13 protein-coding genes, 3 tRNA genes and 1 pseudogene are annotated in these 17229 nt (G+C 40.5%); 5 read left to right on the top strand and 12 right to left on the bottom strand.

All coding sequences use genetic code 11. The features are described from left to right. A pseudogene (locus G399_RS22320) lies at positions 1-199 on the bottom strand (RNA-guided endonuclease InsQ/TnpB family protein); the annotation flags it as partial. A 429-nt stretch (positions 200-628) separates the two neighbouring features. Here G399_RS22320 and G399_RS0102800 point away from each other — a divergent pair. Next, entirely contained in the window at positions 629-919 is a 291-nt protein-coding gene (locus tag G399_RS0102800; protein WP_006012642.1) for a high-potential iron-sulfur protein, read from the top strand. Between the two features lie 53 nt (positions 920-972). On the opposite strand, the gene G399_RS0102805 is transcribed toward G399_RS0102800, so the two are convergent. The 7 genes from G399_RS0102805 to dnaQ form a co-directional block, all read right to left on the bottom strand. Beyond that, positions 973-2199, bottom strand: a complete 1227-nt coding sequence (locus tag G399_RS0102805; protein ID WP_006012639.1) for an FtsX-like permease family protein — start codon at positions 2197-2199, stop codon at positions 973-975. A gap of 1 nt (position 2200) precedes the next feature. Continuing rightward, on the bottom strand, positions 2201-2890 hold the full coding sequence (gene lolD, locus G399_RS0102810) for a lipoprotein-releasing ABC transporter ATP-binding protein LolD (protein WP_006012637.1): 690 nt from the start codon (positions 2888-2890) through the stop codon (positions 2201-2203). Positions 2891-3000: 110 nt separating this feature from the next. Then, positions 3001-3077: transfer RNA gene (locus G399_RS0102815), tRNA-Asp, on the bottom strand. 29 nt (positions 3078-3106) lie between these two features. Continuing rightward, positions 3107-3180 (bottom strand) — tRNA-Asp (locus tag G399_RS0102820). A 26-nt stretch (positions 3181-3206) separates the two neighbouring features. Next, positions 3207-3283 (bottom strand) — tRNA-Asp (locus G399_RS0102825). Between the two features lie 170 nt (positions 3284-3453). Beyond that, on the bottom strand, positions 3454-4827 hold the full coding sequence (locus G399_RS0102830; protein ID WP_006012634.1) for a TIGR03503 family protein: 1374 nt from the start codon (positions 4825-4827) through the stop codon (positions 3454-3456). 61 nt (positions 4828-4888) lie between these two features. Further along, entirely contained in the window at positions 4889-5590 is a 702-nt protein-coding gene (gene dnaQ, locus G399_RS0102835) for a DNA polymerase III subunit epsilon (RefSeq protein ID WP_006012632.1), read from the bottom strand. Between the two features lie 78 nt (positions 5591-5668). Between dnaQ and rnhA the strand changes: the two genes are divergently transcribed. Next, positions 5669-6139: a ribonuclease HI gene (gene rnhA, locus G399_RS20040; protein WP_034895994.1), complete on the top strand. Its 471-nt coding sequence runs from the start codon at positions 5669-5671 to the stop codon at positions 6137-6139. Then, the gene (locus G399_RS0102845) at positions 6136-7317 is read left to right on the top strand and encodes a class I SAM-dependent rRNA methyltransferase (RefSeq protein WP_006012628.1); all 1182 of its coding nucleotides are present in this window, start codon (positions 6136-6138) and stop codon (positions 7315-7317) included. The genes rnhA and G399_RS0102845 overlap by 4 nt, the downstream gene beginning before the upstream one ends. A gap of 32 nt (positions 7318-7349) precedes the next feature. On the opposite strand, the gene G399_RS0102850 is transcribed toward G399_RS0102845, so the two are convergent. The 3 genes from G399_RS0102850 to G399_RS0102860 form a co-directional block, all read right to left on the bottom strand. After that, positions 7350-7652 (bottom strand): PilZ domain-containing protein, encoded by a 303-nt coding sequence (locus tag G399_RS0102850; protein ID WP_006012625.1) that lies wholly within the window; start codon positions 7650-7652, stop codon positions 7350-7352. 78 nt (positions 7653-7730) lie between these two features. Then, a complete protein-coding gene (hrpA, locus tag G399_RS0102855) occupies positions 7731-11630 on the bottom strand; it encodes an ATP-dependent RNA helicase HrpA (RefSeq protein WP_006012623.1) in 3900 nt (1299 codons plus the stop codon). Between the two features lie 293 nt (positions 11631-11923). Then, positions 11924-12181, bottom strand: coding sequence for a hypothetical protein (locus tag G399_RS0102860; RefSeq protein WP_006012613.1), 258 nt, complete (start codon positions 12179-12181; stop codon positions 11924-11926). A 561-nt stretch (positions 12182-12742) separates the two neighbouring features. Between G399_RS0102860 and sbcB the strand changes: the two genes are divergently transcribed. Next, complete coding sequence (gene sbcB, locus G399_RS0102865) at positions 12743-14215, top strand: exodeoxyribonuclease I (RefSeq protein ID WP_051288473.1); 1473 nt, start codon at positions 12743-12745, stop codon at positions 14213-14215. An 80-nt stretch (positions 14216-14295) separates the two neighbouring features. Then, complete coding sequence (locus tag G399_RS0102870; RefSeq protein WP_006012609.1) at positions 14296-15942, top strand: flagellar assembly protein A; 1647 nt, start codon at positions 14296-14298, stop codon at positions 15940-15942. A gap of 101 nt (positions 15943-16043) precedes the next feature. Here G399_RS0102870 and G399_RS0102875 read toward each other — a convergent pair whose 3' ends face one another. Beyond that, on the bottom strand, positions 16044-17216 hold the full coding sequence (locus G399_RS0102875) for a thiolase family protein (RefSeq protein ID WP_006012606.1): 1173 nt from the start codon (positions 17214-17216) through the stop codon (positions 16044-16046). Positions 17217-17229: the final 13 nt, after the last annotated feature.

Here is a 17229-nt window from a genome sequence, read left to right on the forward strand (position 1 = left end):
CAAGCATTTTCCCCGCACCATTGGTGTATTTTTGAATATCAAAATCGGACGCGAAAACACCCCGTTCTTTTATCAACCGATGACTGGTTTCATTGATAAAATTCCACACAAAATTTACGCTTTTAGCCTGCTGGTTAAGCAAATTTACACGCTTATCTTTAACACGGACTTTGATGGTTTTTGAAAAGGTTGTTTTCATACTGTTAATATATACAGCTGTTAGGTATAACGCAAGCGTTACGCGCTATCCATCCCCCACCTAAAGGAAGGAGCTTTTCGCGCAATTCGGTAAATATGAGCCTAGCTTAGAAAATGGAATGCCAATTGAAACAACTTGCGCTAATGTTCAATTTGATTACACAATATCAGACAAGGTTATGCGGATGTAGAGTGGCACAAGTACTCTTGTGCGCTTACCTGATTTTTACGCTAGATTAGTTTCTGTATAAACAAAATCATGAAAGCAGGACATGCCTGAAAGTCCGACACAATTACCGATTGAGCTCGTCGTTCAATGACAAAAATCCTACTATATGATTAGGTATATTCATCCTTAAGACTTACATTTACTCACTCGATTTGAGAATATACTAAATAAAAATATTATTAATAATGTGAGAAAAATAAGATGAATAAAATTGACCGTCGTGCTTTTTTAAAATTATCGGGCAGCACGTTAATTGGTGTTACCTTAGGCGGAGTTGCATTGCGCGTTAACGCGCAAGAAAAGATTACCCTAGACGATCCGACGGCAGTAGCCTTAAAATACGTCCACAAATCAGCAGTTGACGGTGAATATTGTAAAAACTGTGCGTACATACAAGGCGAAGATGAGGCAGAGTGGCTTCCGTGTAGCCTTTTCGCAGGTAAACTAGTTGCTGCCGATGGCTGGTGCTCGGCTTGGATAAAAAAGGGCTAAGTAAGCTTGTTTCGCCCTTAAAACCATAAAACAGTCAGCTATATACTGGTTTTTTATTGCAGTGCGCTGGCTGGTTGTATATTGGCGGCCTTTGATGCCGGATAAATAGTGGCAATGACACAAAGAGTGACAGCCACAAAGTAGGTAGTGACAACGTCGGTAACTTGCAAATCGGAAGGTAAATAGTTAATAAAGTAAATACCATCGGCTAACAGGGTAAAACCAAATAGTGCTTCAATCGCATCTGTAATCTGATTTAAATAAAGTGCAGCTAATACCCCAAGAAATGTGCCAATACTTGCCCCATAGATCCCGTTTATCATTCCCTTTATTACAAAGATCGTTCGTATGAAATTGTCCTGCGCCCCCATTGTTTTCAACATCGCAATTTCACTTGTCTTTTCTTTTACTGACATCACAAGTGATGAAACAATATTGAAACTAGCTACACAAATAACCAATGTCAGTGTGATGTAAACAACCGTTCTTACTAACTGAATATCTTGATATAAATGACCATTAGTCCTTGTCCAGTCCGACATATAAACCGCTTGTTTAAAGTCATTACCGTATTCTCTTATTAACTGTCGCCCAGCGAACGGATCAGCTAACTGAAACTCTATATGGGTGCCACCAAGCTTTACATTTAATGCAGACGAAAGTGTTTGCTTATTCATAATGCCAACAAAATTGTCTGCTTCTCCACCTAATGAAATTTCACCTAATACAGTTAACCAAAGTACTTTGGGGGCAGCAAAAGATAGATCTAGCGTTGCCGAAGGAAGCAGTAATTGTACCTTGTCGCCTATTTCCAAGCCTAGCTTTTCAACGACTCCTTTGCCCAAAAACAGGCCACTTTCATTTTCAGAAAACGCGCCCACAGGCACTTTCATTGCTGGTTTACTCTGCAAATAATTATCGTCGACTCCTTGCAGTTCGACTGACTTCATTTTAGTCCCGTTTTGCAACAGGCCTGAGGCTTTAGTGTAGGAATATAAATTAAGTACACGTGGATCAGCTGCCACTTTGGCTTTTATGTCATCGTCTAAGTAAACACCATCTGGATTCACTGCAATAAATTCAGCATGCGGAATATAAGAAAGAAGTGTCTCGCGCAACTCTTTTTCAAAGCCATTCATGACCGAGAGTAGTAATATTAAAACGAAACAACCTAAGCCGATGCCTGCCGTTGAGGATGCAGAAACGAAAGAAATAAAACCACTTTGTTGTTTACTTTGCCTAAACTTATTGGCAAATGTCCAAGCTAACGAAAAGCGCATATTAGTCCTTTTCCAACATCCGTAATTGTCCATTTTCAAGATACATAATTCTGTCCATTTTTTTGGCTAACTGCACATCATGTGTCACTAACAGAAATGAGGTTTTGAATTCTTTATTTATGTCGCTGATTAATTCATAAATAGATGCGGTATTTTTGTCATCAAGATTACCAGTGGGTTCATCAGCAAAAATCATCGCAGGTTGATTAATTAACGCTCTTGCTATAGCCACTCGTTGCCTCTCTCCCCCAGATAACTGGTGTGGGCGATGCTCTTGTCTATCTTGCAACCCTACTTTAGCGAGTAAGTCTTTTGCCTTTATCAAAGACTTTTGGTGATTATCGCCTTTAATAAATAGCGGCATGGCGACGTTCTCTGCTGCGCTAAACTCTGGCAACAGATGATGAAATTGATATACAAAACCGAGTTCAGTATTACGAAACAACGCCTGCTGCTTTTTTGATTTGCTAAAAAGACTTCGATCATTATAAAAAACGTCGCCGGAATCCGGGTTATCTAAAGTACCCAATATATGCAGCAACGTGCTCTTACCTGAACCTGAAGCACCTAAAATGGCGACCTTTTCGCCAGCTAAAATGGAAAAGTTGACATTATTGAGAATTTGCAGCGTGTTGCTAGCATCTGAGTATTGTTTGCAGATATTTTCACATTTAAATAGAGGAGATAGCATCAATTGAGATTAGATAATAAAAAGATACTATTAGTTTACATACTTCTGGAGTTGCTACAAGTTTCGCAGGAATTTTTTGTGCATAATATTTATAAGAAACTAAACATAAATGGCGGAGTGGACGGGACTCGAACCCGCGACCCCCGGCGTGACAGGCCGGTATTCTAACCAACTGAACTACCACTCCGCAATAGGAGGCAAAAAACTTATAATAAACAGAATGGACGGGACTCGAACCCGCGACCCCCGGCGTGACAGGCCGGTATTCTAACCAACTGAACTACCACTCCGCAAAATGCGTCATAAAACTTGTAATTGGCGGAGTGGACGGGACTCGAACCCGCGACCCCCGGCGTGACAGGCCGGTATTCTAACCAACTGAACTACCACTCCGCTTTTACAAGCTAAATCAATGAGTTACAGAATTAGACTGAAGCCTGTCCCTGCATTGCGGCGCAGATAATACGGTTTCGCCCCTAGGTAGTCAACTGCTTTTTTAAAATCATTTTTTGCTTGATGAAAAAACAGGCTAATTACAATTTTAATGAGTTTAAATAGCAAGTTTATTCAACAGCGTCGGATTTTAGCTTTGATTTCCTCAAATTTTTGAGCTTATCCAACAACGTAAAGCAGGCTAATTTGCATCGCAATATAATATGGTCATTCGGATACTTGCGCTTATTCAACACTAAAAATATGCCAATACCGCCAAACACAAATATAAATAAATTTATAGCAATAATGAAACTCACCGTGTCAGTTGCCGTCCACATGTCTATAGGTAGAGTCATTGATATTGGTTGAGCAGGCTCTTTGCTGGTGTCATTCACCTCAAGTTCAAGCGTTGGTATTGGCTCTGGTTCAGGCGGCGCGATAGTCACAAAGGTGTGTTCGGGCACATTAATGATCACCTCCCTGCCATCCGCCGTTGTAGCGAATGCGGTCAGTTTAATACGATAAATACCGAAACCGGTGTTTTTCACCTTGATCACTTTTACTAAATCGTTAGTTTCCGTCATCGTGACATTGTCGGTATCACCATTTGGATGTGTTACTTTGCCATCAAGTAACAATGAATCGAGTTTGATATGTTTACTGTCAGTGTCAATCATAATGACGTGTTCAGCTTCATTTGTTTCGTCGACTTTTACGTTAATAAAAATCGGATTTGGATGCAATATAACCGTTTCATTGATTTGTTCTCGGTTATACAATGGCGTCCTTATGCCAAAAGTAGGACGCCATTCACCGCTGGGGATACTGAGATTAAATTGACCGGTAAAAACGCCATCACCAGCTATTTCATCAAGGCCTTCTCCATTATCTTGAAAGCGAGCGATGGTTCGTGTTCCTAATCCAAAGTTTTCAAAATTTGGATTGTTGTTACTAACAAAATCGATAGTTAAACTAACCACATCCCGAAATGGTGAGAAATCGACCTGTTTGCCGTTATTTTTGAGCACGGCGGTTTGTTTGATTATTTCACCTGAATAAATATTACGAGGAATAGGTTGAGCGTCTAAAACAATATCAGCAATTACCATGACTTTGCTGCCTTCCAACACTTGGCCGACTGCTTGCCAAGGTCCTGGCATTGGTTTTTTTATGCTAATCATGTCGTACGTTTGGGTTTCATACCATTGCACATTTGGATCTTCTTCGTCATTCTCAATAAAAATTTTCGAACCATCAGGGCGAACTAGAACAACAGGGGCAGACCCCCTGTCTCGAAAGAAAACCATAGTGACTTCATCAACATCACTGTCAACTCTAAACCGATTATTTAATAAAAGTACGCTGTTTTGAAAATCAGTCCCCAGCGGCACAATCGGCGGCGTATCTCTTTTAAGTGGTGGTATTTCTTTTGCGGGGTTTTGCAATAATAGATCACGCTCGGGGGATCTATCTTCTTGCGCATGGATTTTGGGTACAAACATGCAAAGACTCGCAAACAGCAATGCCGCATGCGCGCTACAATGGAAAATTTTGTTATGTTGGTTAGCTACGCCAAACCACTTCTTGAGATTGTTTTTCAATTTTGTCCAAGTATGCCTCGTGATTACTTAGTTCATCGGCAGAGGCCTTAACAACCTTTAAGACACCTTTTGAATTAACAGCTCTCGGTGCATTTTTATTTTTAGGATCTGCCCCTTCAGATTCATGCGCCCAACTCATTGCTGTTTGGCCGCCGGTCATCCATAGGTACACTTCTGCTAAAATTTCCGAATCTAACAAAGCGCCGTGATGAGTACGATGTGTGTTATCTACGCCATACACTCGACACAATGCATTTAAATTGTTTTTTTGACCAGGACGCATTTCTCTGGCTAGTGCTAAGGTGTCTAAAACCGTACAAATTTGGCTGGTGTTTCTAATCGAGCTATTATTTAGCGCAAATTCATTGTCCATGAAGCCTATATCAAATGGTGCGTTATGGATGATTAATTGAGCGCCTTTTATAAAATCGATGAACTCCTGAGCAATTTGCTTAAAAGCGGGCATATCTTTTAAAAACTCATTCGTAATACCGTGCACCGCTATCGCTTCTTCTTCAATATCACGATGCGGATTGATGTAGACGTGGTAGGTGTTCCCGGTCAGTTTTCGATTTACCATTTCAACACAACCAATCTCAATGATGCGATGACCTTCTTTGGGATTGATACCAGTGGTTTCTGTATCTAAAACTATTTGGCGCATACAAAACTTCTTTTAATTATCGTTCTGACTAGTATACTTCGGCGCTCTTACACCAGACAATCAGAATTCAGTATAAATATGAAAAAACTTAGCATTTACACCGATGGATCCTGCTTGGGAAATCCTGGACCAGGAGGTTACGGCGCCTTACTGATATTTAAAGAGCACAAAAAAAGACTATCTAAAGGCTTTAAACTAACCACCAACAATCGAATGGAGTTGCTTGCGCCTATAGCTGCATTCAATAGTTTGACAGAAACGTGTAATGTCGACCTGTATACGGATAGCCAATATGTAAAAAATGGTATTAGTCAGTGGATCCACAACTGGAAAAAAAATGGCTGGCGAACAAAAGACAGAAAGGCTGTCAAAAATGCAGATTTATGGCAACAACTTGACGACGCGGTAAGTAAACATGAAGTGAATTGGCATTGGGTCAAAGCACATTCTGGTCATCCTGAAAACGAAGAAGTTGATGATTTGGCTCGTGAAGCTGCGTCATCATCAGATTTAGTGGCCGATCATGAATATGAAAAAGGTATCGAATGACATCCATTACATTAAAAATAGAACGTGAAAAGTCAATGTTGCGTCGCCACCCCTGGATTTTCGAAGGCGCCATAGAGAAAACACAGGGTATTATACGCTCAGGGGATACTGTTGACATTTTAGCTAGCGATGGCACTTGGCTTGCCAAAGCTGCTTATTCACCTGAATCACAGATTAGAGCAAGAGTGTGGTCGTTTACGAAATCAGAAGTTATTGATAATGCCTTTTTTAAACGCAAACTCGAACAAGCATTAGCCAGAAAGCTAGAGATTTTAAACAAGTACAAGACCAATGCCTTTCGTCTTATAGCTGCTGAGGCAGATGGTTTGCCCGGCATTACTATCGATGTTTATGTCAATATTGTGGTTGTACAGCTACTCAGTGCTGGTGCTGAAAAGCATCGAAGTAAGATCCTGTGGGCTATATTGCAATTATATCCAGACGCCATAGTGCATGAAAGAAGCGATGTTGATGTGCGTAAAAAAGAAGGCCTAGCACCATTAGTGCAAACACTGCATGGTGAACTTCCAGATTCAGTTATTATTGAAGAAAACGGCGTTAAAATTTGTGTCGATTTAATTAACGGACATAAAACAGGATTCTACCTAGACCAACGTGAAAACAGACGCATTGCGGCCTCCTATTGTAACGGTAAGACGGTACTTAATTGCTTTAGTTTTACAGGTACTTTTGGTTTGTATGCACTCGCAGCCGGCGCTACTAAAATTATTAACGTTGACGCGTCTCAATCAGCACTGACATTGAGTGCTAAAAACGTACACATAAACGGCTTAGATGAAAGTAAAGTAACTCATCTAAAACGTGACGTATTTGAGCTGCTCAGAGAATATAAAGAGGCCGGTACAATGTTTGATGTTATCGTGCTGGATCCACCGAAATTTGTTAGTAGTAAACACAATCTCAGTAAAGCATCTCGCGGTTACAAAGACATAAATCGACTAGCATTATCGCTACTTAACGAGAACGGAACTCTATTGACGTTTAGCTGTTCTGGTTTAATGCCACAAGACTTGTTTCAAAAAATCGTCGCTGACGCTGCATTAGATGCTCAGCGTGACGTATTCTTTGTGCAAAGACTTACACAAAGTGAAGACCATCCTATTAGCGGCAATTTTCCAGAGAGTTACTATCTTAAAGGCTTGGTGTGTAAGGTATAAATTAGGACTATGAGAGGAGCGTTTGACGCTCCTTATTTTATTTCACTAATTTCAACGCCCAACAAGCAGCTATTTTCAGTTTCAGCTATGCATCGTACCACTTTAGCTTTTGCGATAAGTGATGGGACTTGGTCACTGTTTGACTCAATAGAAACGCCCAACAATGTGCCGATTTCCATCGTGGGTTGCTCTATTTGAACAGACATGCCAGTTGCACTAATGTCTTTGCATATTGCCTGCATAGTTCGTTGCACGGGGTCGCCTAATAATGAAAGTTCACAGGGCGAGTTGACCATCATTCTATAAAAATTACGCTTATCATCATACGCTATCATTCATTACTCCAGACACCATGACTCTAAAAACAGTAATTGTATTTATATTGTGCTGGCGGTGATATGTCAACAAATAGCCTAAAATTCGCTCAAACGATTACTGATCCGCTTCAGTGATATTGGCATGCTAGTACCAAGCTGTTGCGCAAATAAGGAGACTTTAAACTCTTCAATCATCCATTTTACTTCATCCACTGAGGCAATATCAGCGCCAACTTTATGAATTTTCGTAATCGCTTCTTGATACTTAGCTACGGCTTTGTCTACGTCAAGTTGGTTTAGCCTATCACGATTTGTATCCACTTTTAATTTATCAAAACGCTGGCTAAGCGCCATTACATAACGATTCCAATCGTCTAGTCTATGATAGCCAAAATCAAACACAAAACCTTTATATACAAGCAAGTTAAGCTGACCTTTTATGGCACCAATATTAGTCAATATGTTAAGAGGAATACTACCTTTGCATTGCTTTTGAATATGATGAGCAACCGTTAGACCTTTTTCAATTTTTTGAGCTATTTGAAGGGCTAAATCATTAATATTTTGGCGTACAATTTCGCAAGCTTCATCAAAATCAGCTTTATCTCTTATTTGTTTCGCCCTTTCCTTCTCAAACTCTCTAACGAGGTGGTCAATTGATGCCAATATAATATCATCAATTAAAATATTCACTTGCCCAAAGGAGTTAAAATATAAACTAAGCTTGGCTTTGTTAGGCAACTTTTGCTGCAAGTATTTTAACGGTGAAGGTACCGTATTTTTAATTAACTGATACACACCGAGGCGATGCGAGTTTTCAGCTTCCTGTTGATTATCAAAAAGTACGATGTCTACTTTGTTGGATTTTTTAACCAGCGCAGGATATGCTTTAATTTCGAAGCCTGCATGCTTCTGCTCAAATGCTTTTGGTAGGCTCTCAAAATCCCAAGTTTCTATGTTTTGGCGCTCAAGTTCAGGGGTCGCAACAGACTCCAGTGTTTCTTTTACTTTACCTTTTAACTCATCTTGTACTTTTAACAAACTCTTCGCTGAGCTCAAGACACTGCCTTTGTCATCTACGACAACAAAATTGAACTGTAGATGATTGGGTAGTTCTGCATCGGCAAAGTCCTCTGTGGTTATTAGCACACCCGTTATTCTATGTAATTTTGTTGCCAGCGCATACACAATGCTTTGCGGCGCTCCGTTTTTATCTAATGGCTGAATTTCGGCTAAACAAGCGGTAGCAAAATCTGGGGCTGGTACAAAATTCCGTCTCAATTTTTTAGGTAGCGATTTAATCAGAGATACGATCAACTCATGCTGGAACCCAGGCACTAGCCAATCAAAACCGATATCAGCGAGTTGGTTTAGAATAGGTAGAGGAATTTCCAGATTAACGCCGTCATTCTGGGCATTAGGCTCAAAAACATAAGCTAAAGGCAATCGCAAATTCCCTTGTTTCCATTCATCAGGAAAAGCAACTTTATTAATACCAGACGCGTCTTTTCTAAGTAGTGCCTGAATAGAAAAATCGAGCAAATCAGGCGTTTTATTGGTCGCAACCTGCCACCATTTTTTAAACTGGGCGTCATTGCAAATATCAGTTGGTAATTTTTCACTATAAAAATCACACAAATCATCTTCATCGATCAATAAGTCGCGGCGCCGAGATTTGTGCTCTAAGATCTCTACTTCATCTATTAACGCCTGATTTTTTCGTAAAAAAGCATAGTTTAAGATTGTTTGACCGTTGACTAAGGCCTCACGAATGAATATATCTCGACACACTACGGGGTCAATTTGTGAATAATTTACCAGCCGTTTTGATACGATCGGCAAACCGAATAGGTTAACGTTTATGTAAGCCTGCACTGTCCCTTTCTTTTTGCTCCAGTGGGGCTCTGAATATTGTTTATTTGAGAGATGTTGACTGATTGGCTCGAGCCATTTAGGATCAATTTTGGCAACATTTCTGGCAAACAACTTTGACGTTTCAACTAACTCAGAAGCAATCAGCCACGTTGGATTAGATTTACTTAATCCTGATCCAGGAAAAATCATAAATCGCGTATTTCTAGAACCAAGGTATTCACGGTTCTTATCTTTAAAGCCAACTTGAGAGAGCAAACCTGTCGCCATAACAGTATGAATTTTCTCGTAACTAGGTTCGGTACTGTTTAACCGGTAGCCAATTTCCACAAGCGATTTCTTCATTTGACTGACGATATCTTGCCATTCACGCATCCTTAAATAATGCACAAAAGACTGCTTGCACCATTTTCGTAGCTGGTTGTTGGTTAGGATTTTCTGATTACTCGAAAATACGTTCCATAAATTCAACAACGACACAAAATCCGAATCTGTATCTGCAAATTCAGCATGTTTTTCATCCGCTATTTGTTTTTTATCTTGCGGTCGTTCTCGAGGATCTTGAATACTCAAACCGGCGGTAATAATCATAATTTCTTTGGCACAATCTCGCTCACCAGCTTCTACCACCATTTTGGCGTACCTTGGATCAACCGGCAGTCGCGCAATTTTGCGCCCTAATGGCGTTAACGCATAAGCATTATTTTTACGCTCAATAGCCTGAAGCTCTTCTAAGAGCTTCAGGCCATCGTTGATGTTTTTGCTATCTGGGGGCTGAATAAATGGAAATTGGGTGACTTCGCCGAGACCGAGCGCTAACATCTGCAATATGACCGATGATAAATGGGTTCGAATTATTTCTGGGTCAGTAAACTCCGGGCGTGACAAGTAATCTTGCTCGGAATATAGCCTAATACAAATACCATCAGATACTCGTCCACAACGACCTGCACGCTGGTTCGCAGAGGCTTGGGAAATAGCCTCAATGGGCAGGCGTTGTACTTTACTTTTATGACTATAACGCGACATGCGTGCCAAACCAGGATCAATAACATACTTAATTCCAGGAACCGTCAGAGAGGTTTCCGCTACGTTAGTGGCGAGAACTATTCGTCTGCCAATGTGCGCTTGGAAAATTCTATTTTGTTCAGCAGCAGACAACCTAGCATATAACGGAACGATTTCAGTATTCCGATATTGGCGTTTCAGCAATGCATCTTGTGTGTCTCTTATGTCTCTTTCGCCACTTAAGAATATAAGAATATCACCGGGTTTTTCGCGGAAAAGCTCATCAACAGCCTCGCAGATAGCCGTCGTTTGGTCTTGATCTTCTTCTGAATCACTGTCTCTAGAGCTAGGAGGTTCCTGGTATCTAATTTCAACTGGATAGGTACGCCCACTAACCACGATAATGGGAGCGTCAAAAAAGTGCTTTGAGAAACGCTCAGGGTCAATTGTTGCTGAAGTGATAATTAGTTTAAGATCTTTGCGTTTTACTAATAATTGTTTGAAGTAACCAAGTAAGAAATCAATATTTAAACTTCTCTCGTGAGCTTCATCAATAATAATAGTATCGTATTGATTGAGGTACCTGTCTTGCTGAATTTCAGCCAACAAAATACCGTCTGTCATTAATTTTATATGACTATTTTCACTTACGTTATCACTAAAACGGACCTTAAAACCGACTTCTTTACCGAGTTCAGAATTCAACTCTTCTGCGATACGATTGGCAACACTTCTCGCAGCTAAACGTCTTGGTTGCGTGTGGCCAATAAAACCATCAATACCACGCCCTAACTCTAGGCACATCTTAGGAATTTGTGTGGTTTTACCTGATCCTGTCTCACCTGCAATGATAACAACTTGGTTATTATCAATCGCATGCTTTATGTCCTCGCGTTTATCTGAGACTGGTAGGTCGGGATATTCGATAGTAGGAACTGCGTCTTCTCGCCCTTTTCTCGCAAGCTGAGATTGGTCCACGCGCAAAAGAAACCGTTCAAGTGCTGACAACTTTTCATCGCTGTCAGGTAACTTTTCAAGCTTTTGATATTGACGTCGTAACGGGAAACGATCTTTGAGTAAGCACTTTTCAAGTGCATTATTTAATTTAAATTGCATGGGTTATATACAGTTAGCACTTAATAGAGTTCATTTTTATTTTTTGAGGATGAATGTGGACAGTACATTAGTGTCGCTTAATGGATTTGCTTAAGATTAACAGAACTGATTGTTATTGGCTATTGGCCTTTATAAATAGCAATGTAGGAAGCAGCGTGATGCTCAATGCCCAGTGGTGATAAAACGGCGCTTTGAACATTAAGCGCCGATTAGCGCCTCATTTGACAATTAGTCTTAACGTTAAAAAAAGACTAAAATCACTAAATGTCATTTAACACCTGTTGACTTTTCTATTAGCGACGAGAAGCGATTGCTTGCCATTTATTGAATTCCAGATGTGGCGCTGCAGATGACATTACTTGATGTTTGAACGCATCAAATGAATGATATTCAAAATTACTTGTATCGTTTAACTCATTATAAATAATCCGCAACTTCCTAATTGAAAAAAAGGACACAATTCCGGGATATAAGTATGAATCTGCCTGAGACAGTCCATTATCCGCATTGCCAAACGACAAGTCAGACTCCATTTTTATTACTTCACGCATGATGGCTTCCTAGCTAAAAGTGATAGTTAATATTATAGCGCTAAGTTAGAGACTTGCTATATAACTAAACAAGCTAATTGTGCGTTATATTTATGCTAAAAAGTCTTTTAAAACCGCAAGTGCTGCCCACGCTGGTGATAAATTGATATCATCAAATTGAGCGTATCCGTCTTAGAAAGAAATAGTATTAAAATAGGAAATTGGGGCCTGAAAATAATAACTAACAAAAACAACCGACTTCTCACTGTGAATTAAAATCTATTAATATCAGTTAGTTAAAACCATAAAAAATGTAAGCTCATAATATATAGAGTAAAAAAGTAACCCTAGGTTTGCTGAAAACAACACTCTAAGTGAGCATTAGTAAGTGCAAAGTATTGCGTAAATTCACACAGTAAACTGCGACATAATGACGTTTAAAAATAAAAATTACTTAGGGTCAGGTTTAATGTTTGTTTAAGCATGATAAAGTGCAAGGAATAAACCCATAAATACAAGCCTACAACTAAAAACATGTCCTCATCTTCAGTAAAAGAGATCTTTAAAGATATATTAGTAGATATGTCCGTTAAGAAAAACAACCAAGATGACTACGTTAAGTATTCAGGTCCAACATTACTGTGGCATGATTATGAAACTTGGGGAGTTGACCCTAAACACGACTTCCCTTGTCAGTTTGCGGCTATCAGAACAGACTTAGAGCTCAATATCATTAGTAACCCAGTTAGTTACTTTTGCCAGATCCCGAATGACTATGTGCCCAACCCTGTTGCTTGTTTAGTGACGGGTATTACTCCGCAGCAGAGCCTAAGAGAAGGCTATCTAGAAGCCGAGTTTGCCGCCAAAGTTGCACAGGTGATGGACAAACCAGATACCTGTGTTGTTGGTTATAACAGTATTCGGTTTGACGATGAGGTTACTCGATTTCTTCGCTACCGAAATTTTTACGACCCTTACGAACGGGAATGGAAAAATGGTAATAGTCGCTGGGATATTATTGATCTCGCGAGAGCTTGTTATGCATTGCGTCCTGAGGGAATTAAATGGCCCCTAAACGAGAATGGTTTTCCATCATTTAAATTAGAGGACCTTTCCGCAGCCAACGGAATCGCCCATGAGTCTGCCCACGATGCAGTATCAGACGTAAAAGCAACGATTGCATTCGCTCGGTTAATAAAAGCGAGTCAGCCTAAGCTCTTTGATTTTTACTTTTCACTACGTAATAAAAACACAGTGATGCAAAATATTGATATTGCTAATCAAAAGCCTTTTTTGCACATTAGCGGGATGTTGCCTGCAGCTCAGGGTTGTTGCAGTTGGTTTATGCCGATAACAATACACCCAACAAATAAGAATGCAATTATTTGTGTTGATCTATCATCCGACTTGTCTGCTATCGAACACATGGATCCGATAGATCTAAAAGAAATACTCTATACTAAACAGGATGAACTGCCAGCCAGCGTCAAAAAGCCTGGAATTAAGCTGTTACATATAAATAAATCGCCGTTTGTTGCACCCGCAAAAACCCTAACACCAGAACATGCAAAAAGACTAACTATCAGCAGAGAGACCTGTTTACAAAATCATGAATTTGTTAAGGGGATCGTTGGTATTACTGAAAAACTAGCAGCTGTTTTTGACGATAAAAACAGACAATATGATGAAGTTGATATCGACGCATCGCTTTATACTAGAGGTTTTGCGTCTTCCGCCGATAAACAGTGGATGACTGAAGTTAAAATGGCTGACCCAGAACAGCTAGCAGTTTGGCAAGACAAAGCACCTGACGCGCTCTATGCTGAACAGCTCATGCGTTACAGAGCTAGAAATTTTTTAAATACTTTAGATCAATCAGAACTAGACAAATGGCAGGCCCATCGAAAGGCAAGATTTACCACTGATAACAAAAAAACCTGCCTCTCAATTGCAGAATGTCAGATGCAAATCGAAGAGCTTGCTGAGAAATACGCAGATGATGTAAAGAAAATAAACCTACTGTCGACTGTGACTCGTTATATTGAACAATTGTAAAAGATTGAGATTACTGCTAAAACAAAGCAGAGAGTGTTACGATCGCAAGTATGATTTTAAAAGGTGTGTAAAAAAGCAATATGAAAGGTGTATCGTTAAGCATAAATAAAGCCTCACGACAACTGGTGGCTACGGTCGACCCATTGTTGGTAGAGGGCTTACTGCAACCCAAAGCAATAGATGCATTAATTCAATCATCGGACTACAAAAATTTTTTTATTTTAGCTGATGGTATCGCGTCATTGTGCACGCTGAGTAACGCGGCGAAAGCAGCCAATAGTTTAGAGGAAAAGACCCAAGTCATTGGTGAAATGAAAGATGCTAAAATAAGTATCAATATTGCTACTGACCAGATGTATGCTGAAGTCACCATTGAATCACCCTTTGCTGGCAGCGTCGCTTCGTATCAAGATATTATGCTTCTTTTAGATCAAGAGGGCGTCAAAAAAGGGGTCAGCAAAAAAAGAATTAACAATCTAATTTTTCAAGCTTCAGAGGCTGATAGCGGTATCACGTTTACAGATATTGTAGCTAGAGGACTTGCTGCCAGGGACGGAAAAGCTTCTATCTTAAAATCACTTTTCCCTAACGCGATAGACAGGATCCTGCAACCTCAAGACGCAGATAACAATAAGGTTGATATGCGCAACTTGGGCGATATTTTATGTGTTTCAGCGAACACAGTCGTAGCTCGCAGGAATGCGCCAAGTAAAGGTCGAGTTGGCTATACAGTCACAGGCTCTCCTTTAAAACCGAATGTTGGTGAATGGAAAGAAATAAAATTAGGTGCTAACACTAGCATTAGCCTTGACGATGAAAACGCTATTATAGCAACGGTCACCGGTCAGCCGAAATTCGAAAATGAAATCATGAATGTTGACGACACTTTTCAAACAAAAGGAGTCAATGTTGGAACCGGTAATATAAATTATGCTGGGGCGGTAATTGTCAACGGCGATGTAACTGAAAGTATGCAGGTTATTGCGAAAGGCGATATTACTATAAACGGGTTTGTTGAGTCAGCGACCATTAGATCGGGAGGCGATATTATTATCACTGAAGGTGCAATGGGAAAAATGAACGAAGAAGATTGCAAATTGCACGCACAAGGCAGCGTATTCGTGCAGCACGGACAAGGTTTGGATATTGTAACAAATAAGAATTTGAATGTTCGTAAACAACTTGCTTACTCAAGAGTCAAATGCGGAGGAACCGTTACTATAGGTGATCCTGATAAGCCTATGGGGAGCATATTTGCTAGTACTATCCAATGTGGTTCAACACTCTATGCGGGAACGGTCGGCGCCATATCAGGCAGTGCATTGACGATTGATTTTAGTGAAGGCGTTAACGTGTTAAACAGCCGATATGAGGCAGTTTTGACTGCATTGAAACAGTTACGAGAAAACAACTTTGACCACGGCGTCAAATTGCGTGAATTGCGTTCAAAACATGTTCCCAACGCGCTCGTTAATCAACTCAATAAGATGGACTCTGTTTTTGAGTCAGAAAAGCACCTTTTAAATTGGTTGGAGGGTGTTGAGACTGAAATGCGTCAAGCTAAAATTGATTATGAAAAAAATGCTAAGGTTGTTGCGTATAAAGAGATGTTCCAAGGTGTCTCGATCAAGATGAATAAGCGTAGTTGGCGGTCTGAAAAAGAATATTTTAAATCTGTTGTCAGCCTTGTCGATGGCAAATGGCAATATACCCCTCTGCTTAATTGAGGCATAAAAAAAGGGCATCACTGAGATGCCCCCAATAAGTTGGACACTTCACACTTCACAGATGCCTTTTTATTTTCTTAACGCAGCAATGTCGCTTCACATTAAAGCATTTCAACAGCTAATGCAGTCCCTTCGCCACCGCCAATACACAAAGCAGCAATTCCTTTCTTGAGGCCTCGCTGCTTTAATGCATGCAACAACGTAACCACAATACGGGCGCCCGACGCACCGATTGGATGGCCTAATGCGCAGGCACCGCCTTTAACATTAACTTTGCTGGCATCTAAACCTAATTTGCTTATGCCCAACATCGTAACCATAGCGAAGGCTTCATTGATTTCGAACAAATCAACATCATCTTTTGACCAACCCGCTTTAGCAAACACTTTTTCTATCGCGCCAACCGGCGCGACGGTGAAATCTTCAGGCTTGATGGCATTAGTTGCGTGCGCAACAATTTTTGCTAATGGCGTTAAACCCAAAGCAGATGCTTTAGCCGCAGACATAATTACTAATGCTGCAGCACCATCTGAAATTGAACTAGAGTTTGCAGCAGTCACGGTGCCGTTCTTCGCAAAAGCGGGTCTTAATGAGGGTATTTTTTCAGGTTTGGCATTACCAGGACCTTCATCGATCTCAACAACGATATCGCCTTTGCGAGATTTAACCGTAACGGGTGCAATTTCATCAACAAATGTTCCATCTGCAATGGCTGTGTTAGCCTTTAATAATGAACTTACGGCAAATTCGTCCATTTGCTCGCGCGTAATGCTCTCAGAATCAGCGGTATCCTGAGCGAAGCAACCCATCGCTTTGCCGTCATAAGCATTTTCAAGTCCATCTAACATCATGTGGTCCATGACTTGACCATGCCCCATACGATATCCAGCTCTGGCTTTTGGTAATATATAAGGAGCACTGCTCATACTTTCCATACCGCCCGCTACAATGACCTCCGCACTACCCGCACGAATCAAATCATGCGCCAACATAATCGCTTTCATACCCGAGCCGCAGACTTTATTGATTGTCGTAGCACCTACCGCCATGGGTAAGCCTGCACCTAGTGTTGCTTGACGAGCAGGTGCTTGACCTAAGCCCGCTGGTAAAACACAACCCATGATAACTTCGTCAATTTCGCCGGGATCAATTCCGTTAATAGCGGCAGTAATTGCCGTTGCCCCTAACTCTGTCGATGGAACTGCTGACAAAGTACCCATAAAACCACCCATTGGTGTCCGTTTTGCCGCAACTATTACAATTGAATCACTCATTACACTTTTCCTG

The organism is Brumicola pallidula DSM 14239 = ACAM 615 (assembly GCF_000428905.1).
Taxonomy (GTDB): Bacteria; Pseudomonadota; Gammaproteobacteria; order Enterobacterales; family Alteromonadaceae; genus Glaciecola; species Glaciecola pallidula.

Coding starts and splice junctions, on each gene's coding strand:
- G399_RS0102800 (WP_006012642.1), top strand. CDS start 629: ATGAATAAAATTGACCGTCGTGCTTTTTTAAAATTATCGGGCAGCACG.
- G399_RS0102805 (WP_006012639.1), bottom strand. CDS start 2,199: ATGCGCTTTTCGTTAGCTTGGACATTTGCCAATAAGTTTAGGCAAAGT.
- lolD (WP_006012637.1), bottom strand. CDS start 2,890: ATGCTATCTCCTCTATTTAAATGTGAAAATATCTGCAAACAATACTCA.
- G399_RS0102830 (WP_006012634.1), bottom strand. CDS start 4,827: ATGTTTGTACCCAAAATCCATGCGCAAGAAGATAGATCCCCCGAGCGT.
- dnaQ (WP_006012632.1), bottom strand. CDS start 5,590: ATGCGCCAAATAGTTTTAGATACAGAAACCACTGGTATCAATCCCAAA.
- rnhA (WP_034895994.1), top strand. CDS start 5,669: ATGAAAAAACTTAGCATTTACACCGATGGATCCTGCTTGGGAAATCCT.
- G399_RS0102845 (WP_006012628.1), top strand. CDS start 6,136: ATGACATCCATTACATTAAAAATAGAACGTGAAAAGTCAATGTTGCGT.
- G399_RS0102850 (WP_006012625.1), bottom strand. CDS start 7,652: ATGATAGCGTATGATGATAAGCGTAATTTTTATAGAATGATGGTCAAC.
- hrpA (WP_006012623.1), bottom strand. CDS start 11,630: ATGCAATTTAAATTAAATAATGCACTTGAAAAGTGCTTACTCAAAGAT.
- G399_RS0102860 (WP_006012613.1), bottom strand. CDS start 12,181: ATGCGTGAAGTAATAAAAATGGAGTCTGACTTGTCGTTTGGCAATGCG.
- sbcB (WP_051288473.1), top strand. CDS start 12,743: ATGTCCGTTAAGAAAAACAACCAAGATGACTACGTTAAGTATTCAGGT.
- G399_RS0102870 (WP_006012609.1), top strand. CDS start 14,296: ATGAAAGGTGTATCGTTAAGCATAAATAAAGCCTCACGACAACTGGTG.
- G399_RS0102875 (WP_006012606.1), bottom strand. CDS start 17,216: ATGAGTGATTCAATTGTAATAGTTGCGGCAAAACGGACACCAATGGGT.